The sequence below is a fragment of the Pseudaeromonas pectinilytica genome, from assembly GCF_054780855.1.
Window position 1 is genome coordinate 1 of sequence record NZ_BAAGVN010000046.1, and the last position, 19,700, is coordinate 19,700.

General features: G+C 59.6%; 10 protein-coding genes. 9 read left to right on the top strand and 1 reads right to left on the bottom strand.

The genetic code is table 11. The features are described 5' to 3' along the window. Nucleotides 1–546 precede the first annotated feature (546 nt). The 6 genes from gltB (at nucleotide 547) to ACYVG7_RS04240 (ending at nucleotide 12,879) form a co-directional block, all read left to right on the top strand. Complete coding sequence (gene gltB, locus ACYVG7_RS04215) at nucleotides 547–5,004, top strand: glutamate synthase large subunit (RefSeq protein WP_460881983.1); 4,458 nt, start codon at nucleotides 547–549, stop codon at nucleotides 5,002–5,004. Nucleotides 5,005–5,019: 15 nt separating this feature from the next. Beyond that, nucleotides 5,020–6,438, top strand: a complete 1,419-nt coding sequence (locus ACYVG7_RS04220) for an FAD-dependent oxidoreductase (RefSeq protein WP_460881984.1) — start codon at nucleotides 5,020–5,022, stop codon at nucleotides 6,436–6,438. Between the two features lie 317 nt (nucleotides 6,439–6,755). After that, nucleotides 6,756–7,121 carry a YidH family protein gene (locus ACYVG7_RS04225; RefSeq protein WP_460881985.1) on the top strand — a complete coding sequence of 122 codons (366 nt, stop codon included), beginning with the start codon at nucleotides 6,756–6,758 and terminating at the stop codon, nucleotides 7,119–7,121. A gap of 245 nt (nucleotides 7,122–7,366) precedes the next feature. Further along, the gene (locus ACYVG7_RS04230) at nucleotides 7,367–9,532 is read left to right on the top strand and encodes a transporter substrate-binding domain-containing diguanylate cyclase (RefSeq protein WP_460881986.1); all 2,166 of its coding nucleotides are present in this window, start codon (nucleotides 7,367–7,369) and stop codon (nucleotides 9,530–9,532) included. A 113-nt stretch (nucleotides 9,533–9,645) separates the two neighbouring features. Continuing rightward, the gene (locus ACYVG7_RS04235) at nucleotides 9,646–10,659 is read left to right on the top strand and encodes a LacI family DNA-binding transcriptional regulator (RefSeq protein WP_460881987.1); all 1,014 of its coding nucleotides are present in this window, start codon (nucleotides 9,646–9,648) and stop codon (nucleotides 10,657–10,659) included. A gap of 264 nt (nucleotides 10,660–10,923) precedes the next feature. Continuing rightward, nucleotides 10,924–12,879, top strand: a complete 1,956-nt coding sequence (locus ACYVG7_RS04240; RefSeq protein ID WP_460881988.1) for an alpha-amylase family glycosyl hydrolase — start codon at nucleotides 10,924–10,926, stop codon at nucleotides 12,877–12,879. A gap of 411 nt (nucleotides 12,880–13,290) precedes the next feature. On the opposite strand, the gene ACYVG7_RS04245 is transcribed toward ACYVG7_RS04240, so the two are convergent. Beyond that, nucleotides 13,291–14,382, bottom strand: coding sequence for an acyltransferase (locus ACYVG7_RS04245; protein ID WP_460881989.1), 1,092 nt, complete (start codon nucleotides 14,380–14,382; stop codon nucleotides 13,291–13,293). 351 nt (nucleotides 14,383–14,733) lie between these two features. Between ACYVG7_RS04245 and ACYVG7_RS04250 the strand changes: the two genes are divergently transcribed. The 3 genes from ACYVG7_RS04250 (at nucleotide 14,734) to ACYVG7_RS04260 (ending at nucleotide 19,019) form a co-directional block, all read left to right on the top strand. Next, a complete protein-coding gene (locus ACYVG7_RS04250; protein WP_460881990.1) occupies nucleotides 14,734–15,441 on the top strand; it encodes a class I SAM-dependent methyltransferase in 708 nt (235 codons plus the stop codon). An 827-nt stretch (nucleotides 15,442–16,268) separates the two neighbouring features. Then, entirely contained in the window at nucleotides 16,269–17,582 is a 1,314-nt protein-coding gene (locus ACYVG7_RS04255) for a hemolysin family protein (RefSeq protein ID WP_460881991.1), read from the top strand. 1,023 nt (nucleotides 17,583–18,605) lie between these two features. Then, nucleotides 18,606–19,019, top strand: a complete 414-nt coding sequence (locus ACYVG7_RS04260; protein ID WP_460881992.1) for an NADAR family protein — start codon at nucleotides 18,606–18,608, stop codon at nucleotides 19,017–19,019. The last annotated feature ends 681 nt before the right edge of the window (nucleotides 19,020–19,700 follow it).

Genomic DNA, 19,700 nt, shown 5'->3' on the forward strand with positions numbered 1-19,700 from the left:
GATCTATGGCTGCAATCTCCACCTTACTCACTGTCATCGATTGAGAGCTTGGCAAACCGGGGGCGACCATCTATGACTTCTGCTTATTCACCTTGGCGGTTACCCGCCCAGGCGCTACCGTTTGCCATCGGGTTCGCTCGTTCAGGGTGATGATGCCTGAACGCCAGGCCTGTTGAACCAGCGGCCAAGCTGGATAAGTGAACGATCGCGGGATAAGCAGAGCTCCCCAGATAAGAACATGAGCTTTCTCTGCACAACTGCATCATTTACGGTGGCTGTTAGATCACCTGGCTTCGTTGTCTTGTGCCAACTCGCCTCCAGCCTACGCCTCGTATGATGTTNAAGTGCCGAGGGTGATCTTCCTACAGGGGACTTTCACCCCATCAGTTCATGCCCATGCTGGGCGTACACAATTGACCTGCCTGGCGCTTCACTTTAGCTTGGTAAACCAAGCGGCCCCCCACCTCGACATGGACGGTCCGTCACAAGGAAATAACTGCCGTTCTCCCCCGGGTCATCGGCAGCCAAAGGGAATGGAGGAGTGCGATGTCGTTATATGATCCCCGCCACGAACGGGATAACTGTGGCTTTGGGTTGATTGCCCATACCGAGGGCGCCGCCAGCCACAAGTTGATTCGGCTGGCCATTTCTGGCCTCGCCCGCATGCAACACCGGGGGGGCATCGCCGCCGATGGCAAGACCGGTGACGGCTGTGGCTTGTTGTTACAAAAGCCCGATAGCTTCTTCCGCGCCGTTGCCGAAGAGAAGGGCTGGAATCTAGGCCGCAAATACGCGGTCGGCATGCTGTTTCTCAATCCGGATCCGATCTTGGCCGAAGCCAGTCGTCGCATCGTCACCGAAGAGCTGGAAAAAGAGACCCTCACCCTGGTGGGTTGGCGCGATGTGCCGATCAATACCAAGGTCCTGGGCGAAATCGCCCTGGCCACCCTGCCACGGATCGAGCAGGTGTTCGTCAATGCCCCACCCGGTTGGGTGATGAAGGATCTGGATCGCCGGCTGTATATCGCCCGGCGCCGCATCGAAAAACGCATTCAAGACGAACAGTTCTATATTGCCAGCCTCTCCAATCAGGTCATCGTCTACAAAGGGCTCTGTCTGGCCGCCGATCTGCCGCGCCTCTATCTGGATCTGGCGGATATCCGTCTGCAATCGGCGATCTGCGTCTTCCACCAGCGTTTCTCCACCAACACCCAGCCGCGCTGGCCGCTGGCCCAACCGTTCCGCTTCCTTGCCCACAACGGCGAGATCAATACCATCAACGGCAACCGGCAGTGGGCCCGGGCCCGCGCTTACAAATTCAGCTCGCCGCTGCTGCCGGATCTGCAATCCGCCGCCCCCTTCGTCAACAACAGCGGCTCCGACTCTTCGAGTCTGGATAATATGCTGGAGCTGTTCCTGGCCGGAGGGCTGGACTTGTTCCGCGCCGTGCGCCTGCTGGTACCGCCCGCCTGGCAGAAACATCCCGCCATGGATGATGAACTGCGTGCCTTCTATGACTTCAACTCCATGCATATGGAGCCTTGGGATGGCCCGGCAGGTCTGGTGATGTCCGATGGCCGCTTTGCCGCCTGCGCCCTGGATCGCAACGGCCTGCGTCCCGCCCGCTATGTGGTGACCAAGGATAAATTCATCACCCTGGCCTCGGAAGTCGGGATCTGGGATTACACCCCGGATGAAGTGGTGGAAAAAGGTCGCGTCGGCCCTGGCGAGCTATTTGTGGTCGATACCTACACCGCCAAGGTCTGGACCAGTTTCGAGATCGATGACGATCTCAAGCATCGTCACCCGTATCGGCAGTGGATGGAGCAACATCGCCGTCATCTGGTCAGCTTCGAGGCGATCCCGGATGACAAGATAGGTCGCCGCGAGCTGAAAGACGATCTGCTGCACTGCTATCAGAAGCAGTTTGGTTACAGCTATGAAGAGCTGGATCAGGTGCTGCGGGTGTTGGGTGAAAATGGTCAGGAAGCCGTGGGCTCCATGGGGGATGACACGCCGATGGCGGTGCTCTCCGGCAAGCCCCGTTCACTCTACGACTACTTCCGCCAGATGTTTGCCCAGGTCACCAATCCGCCCATCGATCCGCTGCGGGAAAATCACGTCATGTCGCTGGCCACCTGTATCGGCCGCGAACAGAACGTGTTCAACGAAACCTATGGCCATGCCCATCGGGTGCAGTTTGCTTCGCCCATCCTGCTCTACTCCGACTTTCACCAGTTGCTGGAGCTTGATGATTCCCACTACCGCCACGCCCGTCTGAGCATGAGTTTTAGTCCGGACCAAGGCTTGGAGCAGGCGTTGCTGCGCTTGTGCGAAGAGGCCAAAACCGCTGCCCGTGCCGGGGCCGTGCTGCTGGTGCTCTCCGATCGGCAGATAGCGCCGGAGCGTTTGCCGATCCCGGCAGCCATGGCCGTCGGTGCCCTGCAACGCACTCTGGTCGAGGCGGATCTGCGCTGCGACTGCAACCTGATTGTCGAGACCGCCACCGCCCGCGATCCCCACCACTTCGCGGTGCTGCTCGGTTTCGGCGCTACGGCGATTTACCCCTACCTGGCCTATGAATCCCTGGCCAAGATGGTCGATGACGGCACCCTGCCGCTGACCCTGCGTCAGGTGTTGAAGAACTATCGGACTGGCATCGAAAAAGGGCTCTACAAGGTGATGTCGAAGATGGGCATCAGCACCATCGCCAGCTATCGCTGCACCCAGCTGTTTGAGGCCATCGGCATCGGTACGGAGGTGGTGGATCTCTGCTTCCAGGGCGTCGCCAGCCGGATTGGTGGCGCCAACTTTGCCGACTTCCAGCAGGATCTGCAGCAACTGGCCCATCAGGCTTGGCTCAAGCGCAAGGCCCTGCCCCACGGCGGTCTACTCAAATATGTCCACGATGGCGAGTATCACTGCTTCAATCCGGATGTGGTGCAGAGCCTGCAAGCCGCGGTGAAGAGCGGCGATTACGCCGAGTACCAGCGCTTTGCCCGTCTGGTCAATGAGCGACCGGTGGCCACCCTGCGGGATCTGCTAACCGTGCAACCGGCTGCAGCGGCCATCCCCTTAAGCGAGGTCGAACCCGAGGCCAACTTCTATCGCCGCTTCGATACCGCGGCCATGTCGATTGGTGCCCTCGGCCCCGAGGCTCACGAAGCCCTGGCCGTGGCCATGAACCGCCTCGGCGGCCGCAGTAACTCCGGTGAAGGCGGTGAGGATCCGGCCCGCTATGGCACAGAGCGCAATTCCCGCATCAAGCAGGTCGCCTCCGGACGCTTTGGCGTGACGCCCCACTATCTGGTGAATGCCGATGTCATCCAGATCAAGATCGCTCAAGGCGCCAAGCCCGGTGAAGGTGGCCAGTTGCCCGGCGACAAGGTCACGGTCCAGATCGCCAAGCTGCGCTACTCGGTACCCGGTGTGACGCTGATATCTCCGCCGCCCCATCATGACATCTACTCTATCGAGGATCTGGCCCAGCTGATCTTCGATATCAAGCAGGTCAATCCGCACTGCCTGGTGTCGGTGAAGCTGGTCTCCGAGCCCGGGGTCGGCACCATTGCCACCGGGGTGGCCAAGGCCTATGCCGATCTCATCACCATCTCCGGTTACGACGGCGGCACGGGCGCCAGTCCCATCACCTCGGTCAAGTATGCCGGCTCCCCCTGGGAGCTGGGCCTGGCCGAGACCCAGCAGGCGCTGGTCGCCAACGGCCTGCGGCACAAGGTGCGGCTGCAGGTGGATGGTGGTCTGAAAACCGGGCTGGATATCATCAAGGCCGCCATTCTCGGCGCCGAGAGCTTCGGCTTCGGCACTGGCCCCATGGTGGCGCTCGGCTGTAAATATCTGCGCATCTGTCATCTGAACAACTGTGCCACCGGCATTGCCACCCAGGATGAAAAGCTGCGCAAGGATCACTACCGCGGCGACGCCGAACTGGTGATGAACTACTTCCGCTTCCTGACCCGCGAGACCCGGGAGCTGTTGGCGCAACTCGGCGTCCGCCAGCTGACCGATCTCATTGGCCGCACCGATCTGTTGCAGCAGCTGCCCGGTTTGACCGCTCGTCAGGGGCGTCTGGATCTGGGTGCTGTGCTGGCCACGCCGCACTCCCCCCAGGGCTTGCCGCTGTTCTGCCAGCAGGAGAACCCCAGTTTCGACAAGGGCGATCTCAATCTGCAACTGCTGCAGGAGCTGGAGCCGGTTCTGCGAGACAAACAAGGGGGCGACTACCACTACAGCATCCGCAACACAGACCGCTCGGTGGGCGCCCTGCTCTCCGGCACCATAGCCCGCTTGCATGGCAATCAGGGCATGGCCTCGGATCCCTTGACCCTCTACTTTGACGGCACCGCCGGGCAGAGCTTCGGGGTCTGGAATGCTGGTGGCCTGCAGCTCATCCTCACCGGGGATGCCAATGACTATGTGGGCAAGGGCATGACCGGCGGCAAGCTGGTGATCCGCCCCCATGTCGGCGTCAGCTTTAAATCTCATCAGGCCACCATAGTCGGCAATACCTGTCTGTATGGTGCCACCGGTGGCCAGCTCTATGCAGCCGGCCAGGCCGGTGAGCGGTTCGCGGTGCGCAATTCCGGGGCCCATGCCGTGGTCGAAGGGGTCGGAGACAATGGCTGTGAATATATGACGGGCGGCATCGTCACCATACTGGGAGCAACCGGCGTCAACTTTGCGGCTGGCATGACCGGTGGCTTTGCCTATGTACTGGATGAGCAGGGTAACTTTGACAAGAAGACCAACCACGAGCAGGTGGATCTGCTGAATGTGCAGGAGTTTGCCATTCACGCCGAGCATCTGCGCGGCATCATCACCCAGCATCTGCAGGAGACCGGTAGCACCAGGGCCGAGGCCATTCTGGCCGACTTTGGTCACTATTTGCCACGCTTCCGGCTGGTCAAACCCAAGTCCAGCGATGTGAAGGCCCTGCTCGGCCATACCGCCCGCAGCGTGGCAGAGCTGCGCGTGCAGGCGCAATAAGACAAGGATGCCCCCATGAGCCAACAACATGTGTTCCAGTTTATCGACGTCCGGCGGATTGATCCGCCAAAGAAGCCGATCGGTGTCCGTAAACAGGAGTTTATCGAGATCTACGAGCCCTTTACCGAAGCGCAGGCCAAGATGCAGGCCGATCGCTGTCTGGAGTGCGGCAACCCCTATTGCGAGTGGAAGTGTCCGGTGCACAACTACATCCCCAACTGGCTGAAACTGGCCCAGGAGGGACGCATTCTCGAAGCCGCCGAGCTGGCCCATCAGACCAATAGTCTGCCGGAGGTCTGCGGCCGGGTCTGTCCGCAGGATCGTCTGTGTGAAGGCTCCTGCACCCTGAACGACGAGTTCGGCGCCGTCACCATCGGCAATGTGGAAAAATACATCACCGATCGCGCCTTCGAGATGGGCTGGCGGCCGGATATGTCCACCGTGGAGTGGAGTGACAAGCGAGTCGCCATCGTCGGGGCAGGTCCAGCCGGCCTGGCCTGTGCCGATGTGCTGGTACGCAACGGCGTCAAACCTGTGGTGTTTGATCGCCATCCGGAAATCGACGGCCTGCTCACCTTCGGCATCCCGTCGTTCAAGCTCGACAAGCAAGTGATGCAGCGACGACGGGATATCTTCGAGGAGATGGGCATCGAGTTTCGTCTCGACACCCAGATCGGCAGCGACATAGCGTTTGCCGATCTGCTCGCCGACTACGATGCGGTGTTTGTCGGTATCGGCACCTATGGCTTCCTCAGCGGCAACCTGGAACATGAGGATGCCCCCGGCGTACACGCCGCCCTACCCTATCTGATCGCCAATACCAACCGCCTGCTCGGAGTCGAGAAGTCGGCGAGCGACTACATCGACCTGGCCGGGAAACGAGTGGTGGTGCTGGGCGGTGGCGATACGGCCATGGATTGTGTGCGTACCGCGGTGCGCCAGGGTGCCACCGAGGTGTATTGCGCCTATCGGCGGGATGAAGAGAACATGCCAGGCTCGCGGCGCGAAGTGCAAAATGCCAAGGAAGAGGGCGTGCGCTTTTTATGGAACATGCAGCCATTGGGCATGGTGCTGGGCGCTCAAGGGCGTGTACAGGGCGTGCAGATGGTGAAAACCCAACTGGGCGAACCCGATGCTCAGGGTCGCCGCGCTCCGGAAACGATCCCCGGCAGTGAAACCCTGCTCCCCGCCGATGCGGTGATCCTGGCGTTCGGTTTTAAACCCAACCCGCCGGAGTGGTTGCAGGATGCCGAGGTAGCCCTGGATGCCCGCGGCCGGATCCAGGCCAGCGCCCAGCAGAGCTATCCATACCAGACCAGCAATCCCCGGGTGTTTGCCGGTGGTGATGCGGTGCGGGGCTCGGATCTGGTGGTGACCGCCATTGCCGAAGGACGTGGTGCAGCATCCGGGATCCTGGATTATCTGCAGGTTTAGGTACGAGCCCGCTCCAACAGCCCCGGATCTTCGACGCCGGGGCTGTTGGCCGTCATCCTAAGTTCTGGCTATCTACCAGTTATGTGTTGAGAACTACTGCTCAGGTGTGACTGCAGTCTGTACGAGCCGCAGACACGTCGTAAATACATCCGTGTAGACTCGATGGCGGCATCCCTGCCGCCAACGGTCTGCTTTTCGTCCAGAGTCAATCCCTCTTCATTCCCAACAGCTAATCAGGATAGAGCCTAAGTTATCCTCCTTGACCCGAACCGCAGTTTCCATAAAGCTGCTGCCACACCCCACCGTTGGAATGAGCCATGGGCTACCTGCAAGACCCGCGTGTCCTGTTTGCCGCCGAACGCACCCTGCTGGCCTGGAATCGAACCAGTCTGGCCCTGATGGGGTTCGGCTTTGTCATCGAACGCTTTGCTCTGTATGTGCAGATCATGGCACCGGATCGCATCACACCGGCCGAGTCGCAATTGTCCCTGATCCTGGGCTTGGCGTTTGTCTTCCTCGGCACCCTCACCGCCTTCTCCTCCAGTTGGCAATATACCAAAGTGCTCAACCACTTGGCCGCCGAAGAGATCCCCGACGGTTACCGGCCGCAATTTAGCAGCGGCCTGAACATTCTGGTCGGCTTACTCGGGGTGCTGCTGTTTGGCTTTTTGCTGCTGAAGTAACGGCGCCGCGATCCCGATCGGGTGCAGCAAAGAGGATTCAAATGCCATCGAATGATTTTGCAGAAGAAACCGCTTACAAATGAGTCATAGCCCTCATTTTCTGTGACGAGTTGTTAATCCTGTGTTCACATTTTTGTGATATGGATCTATCGTGAGTGTTGAAATCGTAACCATAAAGCTCCGAGTGGCGCTTGGGTGAATCGATAACTCACACGGGCGACACGGATTGAGGATCCCCCCGCAGGATGACGACACATTTGCGCTTCCACATACTCCACATCTGCTGGTGGTTATGCCTGCTGCTCGGCTCATCGGCCATGGCCGTGGAGTTTACCGCCCAGGAGCAGCAATGGTTGCGCGCCCATAGCGGCAAGACGCTGACACTGGGCCTGAGTGAAACACCCAGCATCGAGCAGTTTGACTATGCCGGCAAACCGCGCGGCTATGTTCAGGAGCTGGTGACGCTACTGGAACAACGGCTCGACCTGCACATCACTGTGGTTCAAGTGCAGGCCTGGAGCGATGTCTACAATCGCTTCCTCAGCGGCCAGATCGATATCCTGCTCGGGGCCAATGAAACGCCGCAGCGCAAACAGTTTATGGCGTTCACCCGCCCGATCCAACGCTACCCCTATGTGGTGTTTGCCAACCGCGACAGCCAGATCCGCAACTTGGGCGATCTGCATCAGCGCCAGATCGGCTTTCTCACCGACGATGTGGTGTTCAACCTGTTTCCGGAAAACTACCCCCATATCGCCTACCAAAGCCGCACCTTCACCACATTGGAGGATGCCTTTGCCGCCCTCAGCCAGCATCATATCGATGGCGTGGTCACCAGCAGCGGCAATCAAACCCCGCTCTATCTGCGCCATCATACCAATCTGATTGAAGTAGCCACGCTCAACGGCATCAGCTCCGATATGACGCTCGCCACCCGTCTGGCCGATGAACAACTGGCCCGCATTCTGGATAAGGTGATCGCCAGCGAGCATCAGGCACTGACCCGGATGCTGGAAAAAAATAACCAGCTCTATAACCGGAAAATTCTGGAATTGACCGCCCACGAACAGAGTTGGCTGGAACAAAAACCTGTGGTGCGCATCGGTGTCGCCACCGATTACCTACCGTTTGAATATGAGGCAGAGGGCCAGTATCGCGGCATTACCGGCGCCTTTATCCAGCAGGTGCAAGCCTTGACCGGCTTGCAAGTCCGGCTGGTACAAGGGGACTTCAACAGCCTGTATCAGCAGATGCAGCAAGGAAAACTGGATCTGCTCAACATGGCCAAGACGCCGGAGCGGATGAAGCAGTTTCTCTTCACTGCCCCCTATTTCAAAGAGCGCGATATCATTCTGGGCCACCGCAATCACCCCTATGTGCAGGACGTCTACGGCCTGGAGAACAAGCGCGTTGCGGTGATCGACGGCTTCTGGCACAAGGAGTACCTGCGGCGGAACTTGCGCCATGTCGAGATCGTCACCACCCAGAACCTCACCCAATCCCTGGAGCTACTGGATAGTGGCGCCGTGGACTACCTGATCGAGAATCCGACGGTGCTGGATTATTACCGGCATGGTCTTGGTTATCAGGAGCTGGAGAAAAAGGGCAGTACCGCCGCCGACTCCTTCTTCTATCTGGGGGTCAACCGTCACTACCCGGAGCTGGTCAGCATCATCAACAAGACGTTGCGTCAGATCGATGCGGAGCAGATGCGGGTGCAAGGCCTCAACAGCGTGCCGGATTTGCAGGCCCAGCGCATTCGCCTGCTGGTGATCCTCTCCTCCATCCTGGGCATAGCCCTGCTGGTCTGTCTGGTGCTGGCATTCCTGCTGACCCGTCGCTACATAGCCCAGCGCGCCGCTAACGCGCTACTCAAGGAGCGGCAACAGCTGCTCTATACCGACCCGCTGACCGGACTGGACAACCGCTTGAGCTACAACCAGGCGGAAAATGAACTGCGTCACTGCCGTCATCCTCAGGCCTGGATGGTGATTGACCTGAATAACCTGAAATTCATCAACGACCAGTATGGCCATCTGGCCGGGGATCAACTGCTGATCCAGTTTTCCAAACTCCTGCGCCAGAGTCTGCCGCCCCAGACCCTGCTATTCCGGATGGGCGGTGATGAGTTCTTGGCTGTGGTGCAGAACGTGGATGAAACCCACGCCCACCAGCTGGAGCGGGATCTGTTGCAACATCTGAATCAGGAGATGAGCCAGTTCCAAGAGGCGCCCTTACCACCCGGCCCGCTGGCCGCCATCGGTCTGGCCTGGCGCCCCGATGCCACTCATCTGCTGGCCGATACTTTCATGCTCGCCGACCACCGCATGTATGAACACAAACGTACCAGCAAGATCAGCCCCCAGATGGCGAATCACCTGGCTCAGGGCTCGCTCTGCATCGCCGATTAATATCCCGGCCTCGCAGCGAGGCTGGCAGAGCATAGCCAGATTCTGATAGCCTTAGCCTCCCATGGCACCGTCATCTCGCTGCCATCCACTCATGTTCAGGAACTCCAACGCGCATGGCCGCCACCATCCACGACGTCGCCCGTCTCGCCCAGGTTGCTATCTCCACCGTCTCCAAGGTGATGAGTGATAGCCCGCGCATCTCGGCCGAAACCAAGTTGCGGGTGCGAAATGCCATGCTGACCCTGGACTATCATCCCAGTCGCAACGCCCGGGGTCTGGCCAAGAACACCACCGAAACCTTGGGCATACTGATGCCGCTGGAGCGCGACTGCGCCTTTCGCAACCCCTATGTATTCGAGATCCTCTGCGGCATCGAGAGCCTCTGCTCCCAGCACAGCTACTCGGTGACCCTGCTCAATGCCATGCAACTGGCCAACAACCGCAGTGCCATCAAACGGCTGATTGCCGAGCGTCAGGTCGATGGCTTTATCCTGCACGCCACCCAGGATGCGCCGCTGCTTATCAAGCTGCTCAGTGAGCAACAGCTGCCGTTTGTGGTGATCGGCCAGCTCACTCCGCACGACAAACACAGCTGGGTGGATATGGATAACCGCCACGCCGGTCAGGCCGCGACCCGTCACCTGTTGGAGCAGGGCTATCGCCAGCTGCAGTTTGTCGGCACCCAGCCCCAGGACACCATCACCCGCAAGCGGGCCCAGGGCTTTGCCCACTCCTTAAGCGAGCAGGGCTTGAAACCCGTCGCCAGCGATCTCTATGCCGGTGACAACAGCAGTGCCAACGGCCAGGCCATCTGGCAGCAGATCGTCCGCCAACCCCAACGTCCGGATGGGATCGTCGTCGCCACCAGCCAGCTGGCGGCGGGTCTGATGGCCGAGGCCCAGGCCAGTGGCATCCGGATTGGTCCCGAGCTGGGCGTGATCAGCTTCGATAACTACCCGCTGGCCGAGCACACCAGCCCGGCGCTGTCGGTCATCGATCTGGATTTGTTCGAGCTGGGCGCCCAGGCCAGCCGCGCCCTGTTCGAGCAACTGGACAACCCCCAGCACCGCATTCAATCCCAACTGCTGAATCTGGTGCTGCGCCCTCGAGCCTCCAGCCAGCGCTAACGCCAAGCTCTACTCCCTACGCCCTATTCCCTAATAGCTAATTCCGGGATGAGATCGCTTATCTCACGGGATGAGATCCCGATCCCGATCCCCGGATCTTTTTGCATTGCCGATTGACTCAGCTTTGTCCCTGGATCGAGAATAAATGAGAAAGCGCTTTCCCATATATCAACGAATATGACATTTACTGTTTTTATTTTATTGATAGTTATGGATTTAATTTCATAGATTTAGGAAATTAGTTTCTCAATATAAGGATTCACTATGTTAAACCTCGACCATCACGGGTCTATGGGCTGGCTATCCGGCCCCCTGCTGGCCAGTCTGTTGCTGGCTACCGGCTGCAACAACGACACCAACTCCACCCCGACTCCCGTCGCCAAGGCCGACTGGCACCAGAGCGTGGCGTACGAGATTTTTGTGCGCAGCTTCTATGACAGCGATGGCGATGGCACCGGGGATCTGGCAGGCGTCACCGCCAAGCTCGACTATCTGAGCGGACTGGGGGTCGATGCCCTCTGGCTGATGCCCATCCAGCCGAGCCCGACCTACCACGGCTATGCGGTGAGTGATTACACCAGCATCAATCCGGACTACGGCACCCTGGACGACTTCAAGACCCTGATCGCCGAGGCCCACAAGCGCCACATCAAGGTGATCCCGGATCTGGTGGTCAACCATACTTCCGAGCAGCACCCTTGGTTTCAGGGCATGCTGGCCGGTGATGCCGCCTACCAGAACTTCTACCGCTGCGGGGATACCGCCATCGACGGTAACTGGGGCGAAGTGGCGCCCGGCAAATACTGCTACTACTCCTTCGGCCCGCAGAGCGGCTTGCCCGATCTGAACTATCAGGAGCCGGCGGTGCGCAACGAGGTACTGAAGGTCGCCGACTTCTGGCTGGCCGCCGGGGTGGATGGCTTCCGCCTGGATGTGGCGCAGGATATTGGCGACGGCGATGATGCCTACTCCGTCGCCTGGTGGCAGGAGTTCGATACCCACGTCAAATTGATGAAGGCCGATGCCTTTGTGGTCGGCGAAGTGAACTACGACAGCCTGGATGGCAACACCAATATTGCCCCCTTCCTGGCGGGCATGACCTCGGCCTTTAACTTCCCGCTGTATAACGAGCTGGTCACCGCGGCCGCCGGTCTGCCCAAGGATCTGCTGGCGCTGGTCAATCCGACCCGCGAACGCTACGCCGCGGTGAACCCGGACTATGTGGATGCGACCGTCATCGGCAACCACGACCGTAACCGCATCGCCTCGGAGCTGAACTTTATCGACAGCAAGATCCGTCGCGCCGTCATGCTGCAGATGACCCTGCCCGGCACGCCGTTTATCTATTACGGTGACGAGATCGGCATGCGTGGTGGCCACGATCTGCAGGCCGATCCGCACAAGCGCGAGCCCTTCGACTGGTACGCCCCGGGCGATGGCATCGGCATGACCCGGATGACCCAAGCCGTGTATGGCGCCGAGGCCAAGAACCTGTTGCCCAATGACGGCATCTCGTTGGAGGAGCAGCAAGGCCAACCCGGCTCCCTGTATGAGCTCTACAAGCAGCTGATCCAGATCCGCAAGAGCAACAGTATCCTGTTCACCGGCCAGTATCAGCGGGTCGGTACCCCGGCCGGCAGTTATGGCTACCAGATCACCGCCGCCGATGCCGACTACAACCTGCTGGTGGTGCATAACCGGTTAGCGGATCAGGAGCTGGCACTGCCTATCACAGGCGCCACCACAGAGCTGCTCGGCAACACGACGTATCAGGATGGCGATACCCTGACCATTCCCGCCTATGGCAGTGTGATCCTCAGAACCAAGGGCCAGGCGGCGGCCGTCGAGCTGGGTAACATTCCGGACGATGCCATGGATACCAGCGACGTGACGCTGGATATCCAGGTGCATGTGCCGAGCAATACTCCCGATGGCGCCCAGCTCTATATGCCCAACTCCGATGACGGCTGGGATCCGACCACCATCACGGTCGATGCCGACACGACCCTGGAGCGGGTGGATGCCAGCACCTTCCATATCCGCGTCACTCGTCCGCGTGGCACCCGTCTGGAATACAAGTTCTTCCGCGGTGGCTGGGACAGCAGCGAGACCGATGCCGATGGTAACTGGACCGGCAATCGCATCTTCCTGTTTGTCGATGACAGCAGCCAGGTGGACGTCAATATTCAGGGCTGGCGCGATACCAACTTTAAGGGCTGAGCCTCGGCAGTAACCTGAAAGGATGGAACGGGCGTACAGGCCCCTTCCATTCACTGAACAGAAATGCAGGGAGTATCCCTGCTTTATCGGGTCAGCATTGAACCGCAAAAAAACAAAACGGGCCGCATCGGCCCGTTTTTTTGGCTCTGTCTCAGTTATGCGTTGCCCGGATCAAAAACCGGCATCAAGCCGCTATTTCGGAGCCAAGAGCCAAGAGTCAGGAGTCAGGACGAACACAGACACGCCATGAATACATCCGTGTAGGCTCGGCGGCGGCATCCCTGCCGCCAACGGTCTGCTTTTCGTCCAGACTCCATCCCTCTTGATCGACAACAGGTAACTGGCATATAGCTTTTTATCTCTTCCTATCGCCGCACCTGTCACGCGCAGGCTGGTCATCGCGACATAGCTTCATCGCGCTTGGCCCGCAGACAACGCCCCCCGTGGCGCCGCACCTTGGGATGCCCACTGACCGCGTAGCAGCACTCCTGCCAGCGGCAACCGCGCCAGCAGCCCATACAGCGCCAGTGAGCAGGCCAGCACCACCAGGGGTTTGATGAGCTCCCAGCCCGGCGACATCCATTTGCTGCTCAGCGGAAACAACCAGATCACCAGCAGCATATGCAGGCAATAGAGCCCCAACACCTTGCGGGCCTGCCGCTCCAGCCAGCTACCCCGCCCCAGGTCGGGGTTGGCCAGCAACCAGCAGAACAGACCGAGCGCCCAGGGCACGCTGGAGAGCAGGAAGTCATGACGACCAAACGGTATCTCCCACAGCTGCTTCAACAGCAAGCCTTCCAGCAGATAACCCAGCATACCAACGACCAGCAAACGCAGCGCCAGGGCCGAGCTCAAGCGCCAGTGGTGCTGACGGATCATAAAGCCCAGCGCCACAAACAGCAGGGAGAAGAAGGGACCGTTGCGCGTCATCACCGCCCACTCGGCGCCCAGAACGGGCTTGCCATAGGAGCCACCGAGCAGGGCCAGCAGATAGAGGGTCGCCCCCAGCGCCAACGCCAGACCCGGACGGCGCACCTGCTGGCACAGCGCCAGGATCAGCACCGCCAGCATCAGCGCCGGCAGGAACCACAGATGGACCATGCCGCCGACCCACCACTGGTTCAGCGGGTCCGCCAGCAGCATCTGCCACTGGAAGGCCATGGACTCCAGATAGCCGAACTGCCAGGCCCCGATCGGATCGAAGGGGATCACCGCATACAGGGCGCTCCACACCAGCCACAGCACCAGCAGCGGACGGCAATAACGCAACGCCACCTTAAGCGGCGCCCCAGCGCTCAGCTTGGGCTGCAAAAAATAGCCGGAGCAGAGAAAGAAAAACGGCACCGCAAAGCGGGTGATCTGGTTGAGGAACCCGGCCACATAGATATCGACGGTCCAATTCCAGACCGTGGGATCAAAGGGGTTCGCAAAGGGCGAGATATGGATCATCATCACGGCTATGATGGCCACCATCCGGCCGCACTCAATACTGGATATCCGCATGTCGACTCCTCGGGACTGCTCGATAGAAGCCGCTAGACTATCCACTCAGCGCAACCGGTTGCAATTGCAAAACCCCGATCTGTGATGGCCCTAGCTGGCCGGTTACGCTTCGTTACCCGGCGCAGAATAAGGTAACAGCCAAGCGCCCCACTCGAGCCTGCTCGGTGATTATTTGATAGGCCCGCGCCCGCTGCCGTGCTAGCTTCGGGAATCACATAGTTTCTTATATCCCTTCGGCAGGGGCCGATTAACCCGGCAGCTGTCTTCTTTGTTATCTGCTTCAACCCTATGTCCTGATGGTGCATTCGCTGGCGGCGGATCCGAACCTGGTGCATAAACCCGGGAGTCGCCATGAGTAACCAGCGTTGGAAAGCCAAGTGGAAGGCCGACGATATCGCCTTTCATCAGCCCCAGATCCATCCCCACCTGATCCGTTTCTGGCCCCGGCTGGCCCTGCCGGAGGGCGCCACTGTGCTGGTGCCCCTGTGTGGCAAGAGTCTGGATCTGGGCTGGCTGCACCAGCAGGGCCATCGAGTGATCGGCGTGGAGCTCAGCCATATCGCCATTGCCGCCTACTTTGCCGAGCGCGGACTGCAGCCGCAGCGCCAGCGCCTGGGCCGCTTCCAGCGCTACTGGGCGGGCACGCTGGAGCTGTGGTGTGGCGATCTGTTTGACCTGCGCCGCGAGGATCTGGGCGATGTCGCCGCTGTCTATGACTGCGCGGCCCTCACAGCCCTGCCCGCCGCCAGTCGCGGTCACTATGTACGGCAGTTGAGCTCCTTGCTGGCTGTGGGGGGGCAGATGTTGTTGCTGACCACGGAATCCGCTGACGAACCGGCCGCCATGGCTGAGGTGGCTCGGGCCGCGACGGATCAGGCCGATGCCGGCCCGGCTGACGCCGAGCACAGCCCGGATCCCGAGGTGCTGGCGCTCTATCAGAGCCGGTTCGCCATCGCGCTATGGTTTGGTCACACCTGTCTGAAGCTGGATCCTGAGTATCCAGGCCTGCCCGCCAGTCTGCTGGCGGAGAAGGTGTATCATCTGGGACCTCGGGTTTAGGGGCTATTGGGCCATAGCCCCATGACCTGTGGCCTATGGCCGGCGAGGATCGCCTCCTGCCCCTTGCCTCTTTCATGTCGGACTTCGAATCTCGATTCTGAATGCGGCTGGAGCGGTTCCGCCGTCTGTCGGATACGGCGGGGCCGGTTCCGCCCTGGTCGGCTTGAGCGATTTGCCAACCTGCCGTTGGCGGGGGCGGGTTAAGGACCGAAGCCGCGGTCCTTAACAATCCTGCGGCTGGTTTATGCCGACTGTCGGGAAAGCCCCATGTTCCGGGATTCTCTTCACCGGCCGGGAGCCACACGCCATCCCTGGCGTGACGCTCCCTTGTGCGGTCATCCTGACCGCGCACCGGCTGAGTTCATCCCTCCCCACGGCCCGACAGACGGCGGCTAACTTCTATGTGTAAGTCAAAAGCGGCGGCTCATGCGAATGATCATGCAAATAGAGGCTATCTGCAGAATGGCGTGTAGGAGCAAGCGAAGCTCGCGATGCTTTGCTCCTCACCCTTTTCAAGGGAGAGGCTTGGTGGGGCTGCTCTTGTCGCCTGCCGATTTGGCTCGATTGGTGCGGGCGGGGTAAGGATTTGACAGCTGGGGGGCCCACTTGTACGATTTGCTTCCCTAAGTTACCAGAGGCGTATCCGGGTCAACCCGGCTCTATCTATCTATGGACATACCCAGTTGTCGACTCTTCGACGCTAGTTCTGCCTGTTACACCCCGAATCTGACTCATACCCGGTTGTTATCCTGCTCTGCCCTTTGTTCTTGCCCATCCGGCACTCGCGCTATGCCCCTCCGTTGCCAGCCTGTTGATGGAGACAGACAATGGAAATCCTGATCCTGTTAGGACTCGTGTTACTCAATGGCCTGTTCGCGATGTCAGAAATCGCCTTGGTGACCGCGAAGAAAGCCCGCTTGATGAAGTTGGCCTTGGATGGGGATCACGCCGCCCGGGTGGCGTTAAAACTGGGCGAAGATCCGACCAAGTTCCTCTCCACCATCCAGATTGGTATCACCTCCATCGGCATCCTGAACGGGATTGTCGGTGAAGCCGTGCTGGCCGCGCCGTTCTCGTTATGGCTGCAATCTTTCGGTGTGGCCACCGCGACCGCCAATATCAGCGCTACCGCCACTATCGTCGTGGTCGTCACCTATGTCTCCATCGTGGTCGGCGAGCTGGTGCCCAAGCGGATTGGCCAGATCAATCCCGAGCCCATCGCCCGTCTGGTCGCCCGACCGATGCAGGTGCTGGCCCTGCTCACCCGTCCGTTCGTGCTGCTGCTGAGCCTCTCCACCCATGGCTTACTGCGCTTGATGGGCGTGCGCCAGGATGGCCAGTCCCGGGTCACCGAAGAGGAGATCCACGCCATGCTGGAAGAGGGCTCGGAAGCCGGCATCATCGAGCAGAATGAGCACGATATGGTGCGCAACGTATTCCGGCTGGATGACCGGCAACTGGGCTCCTTGATGATCCCGCGCTCCGATGTGGTCTACCTCGACATCCTGCATCCGACGGAAGAGAACCTGACCCGCTTGATCGACTCCGAACACTCGCGCTTCCCGGTCTGCGAAGGCGGGCTGAATAACCTGCTCGGCGTCATGCATGCCAAGCAGGCATTGTCGGCGATCGTGCGTGGCGAAACCCCGAACTTCACCGCCCATCTGTCGCCCTGCATCTATGTGCCGGAGACCCTGACCGGCATGGAGTTGCTGGAGCAGTTCCGCCAGAACAATATGCAGATGGCGTTTGTGATCGACGAATACGGCGAAATCGAGGGTATCGTCACCCTGCAGGATGTGCTGGAAGCCGTCACCGGCGAGTTCACGCCGAGCAATGCCGAAGATGCCTGGGCCATCCAGCGCGAAGATGGCTCCTGGCTGCTGGATGGCGCCATCCCGATCCTCGAGATGAAGGATCGGCTGGCGCTCAAGACGGTGCCGGAAGAGGACAAGGGCCGTTACCACACCCTCAGCGGCATGGTGATGCTGTTGCTGGGCCGCGTGCCGAGCACCGGCGATTACGCCGACTGGCTGGGCTGGCGCTTTGAGGTGGTGGATATGGATGAGAAGCGCATCGACAAGATCCTGGCCTCACCGCGGCCGGATGGCGAGAGTGCGCCGCCGGAATATATGCTGTAACCGGGTTTTTATCGTTGGCACGATTTGCTGGATCAGACCGGCTCCCTTGGGAGCCGGTTTTGTTTTTTTATGACCCTGATTTTATGACCCTGAGCTGGTCATGGCGCCCATCAGCGGCACCGGCTGATCCGCTCGGCCATTGCGACGGCCGCGTTCCCCCCTCGGCCCGACCAGCGGCGCCTGGCTGATAGCGGATCGGCAATTGGTAGTCGGTTGGGCTGAGTTGGGCGAAGCCCAACGTGTTCCGCGTGAAGGATGCGAAGATGTCGCCCGCATCGTCGGCGGGAACGACTTGATCCGTTTCCGCCTTGCAGACATTGCCGTTCTGTTCACCTCCGGCGAACGGCGGCGGGCCCGGGTGTATGCCGACTGTCGGGAAGGCCCCGCACACCGGGATTCTCTCCACCGGCTGGGAGCCACACGCCATCCATGGCGTGACGCTCCCTTTTGCGGTCATCCTGACCGCGCACCGCCTTCGCTCACCCCTCCCCGCGGCCCGACAGACGGCTTGAACTGTTGTGTTGGTTTCATGCTTAAAAGCAAAGCTCTGGTCGGTGCCAACGCCCGATTGCTGCCGAAAACCGTGGGCAACGAACAAAATGTGACTCCGCCCATCTGAATCCATTTTCCCCGCCGCGCAAAGTGCGGTAGTTTAAAAACTCAAATAACTCAAGGTTATTGCCGAGATTAACAGCCCCCGCGACGTTCCAGGCACTGTGGCAGCCGTAAGCCAGGGGCGGTAGCCATGGCGATCGTCGATTTAATCGCTGGAGTAGCGAAAGAGTCCTGATCGATCTCGATTGAGGCTTGCACTTGGATAGAGGGGCACCGCTCCCTCGATCATTCAGGTTGCACCTGCCGGAAATAATCCAAGGAATTGATTAGCGGGAGTTTTTTAACAATTCCCCACAACAAAATGCGGAAATATTATTTCGAATAATGTAACAATTCCGCTTAATATAACTATTTAACAAATATAGATTTAAGATATGAAGACGAAGAATGCCGCAATACTAGGCCTCTATGATGGATGAGGATATTTATTCCAATCTGGCGTTGATCCCATTTACGCTGGCTGGTTTTACCTGGCATTCGGCGGAGCAGTATTTTCAGGCCGCCAAATTCACCGATGCCGAGATCATCCAGCGCATTCAGGAGTGCCCGAATCCATTTCGCTGTGCCTCGTTGGGACAAACCCGGCGCTTTAAAATCCGCGACGATTGGGAAACCATCAAAGTGTCAGTGATGGAAACCGCGATCCGGGCGCGCTTTGCCCAGCACCCGGAATTAGCCCATATCCTTAAACTCAGCCGACACCCACTCTCCGACCACTCCGCCGCCGACTCCTTCTGGGGCCCCGGCGTCGATGGCCACGGCACCAATATGACCGGCCAAATCCTGATGCAAATCCGCCGCGAACTCCAAGCCAACCTCTAACCCATCCCGCCATAACAACACGCAGCGTGAAGCATTCAAACCTTCACCTTTGTTTTAAGCTTTCAAAACTGCAATCTTGAGTCTCCGGCTTTCGCCTTTGAGCTTTCAAACCACAATCTAAAGTCTCTGGCTTTCGGCTCTGACCTTTCAAGTCTTCAGTCTTGAGTCTCTGGCTTTCCGCTTTTAACCATCCCCCACCGCCAAAACTTGAAGCCGTCTGTCGGGCCGGGCGGAGGGGTGGCTGCAGCCGGTTCGCGGTCAGGATGACCGCAAGAGGGAGCGTCACGCCAGGGATGGCGTGTGGCTCCCGGCCGGTGAAAGACATTCCGCAGCCCGGGGCCTTCCCGACAGTCGGCATACGCCAAGGGCCCGGGATTGCCAAGGGGGAGGCCTTTTCCCCCTTGGCCCGCCGCCGTTCGCCGGAGGTGAACAGAACGCCAATGTCTGCAAGGCGGAAACGGAACAAGTCGTTCCCGGCGACGATGCGGGCAGCACCCTTCACGCGGTAAACGTTGGGCTTCGCTCAACTCAGCCAACCTACTACCAATAGTCACAGCGCAGCAGCACGAAGGCCGGGCTGGCCCAGCCGACCGTGCGCAGGGCGCTGTTCCCTTTACGTGTTGGGGCAATCTATACTTGCAGTAAGTTCGCTGGACTGAGGTGCCCGCTATGGATACCAAC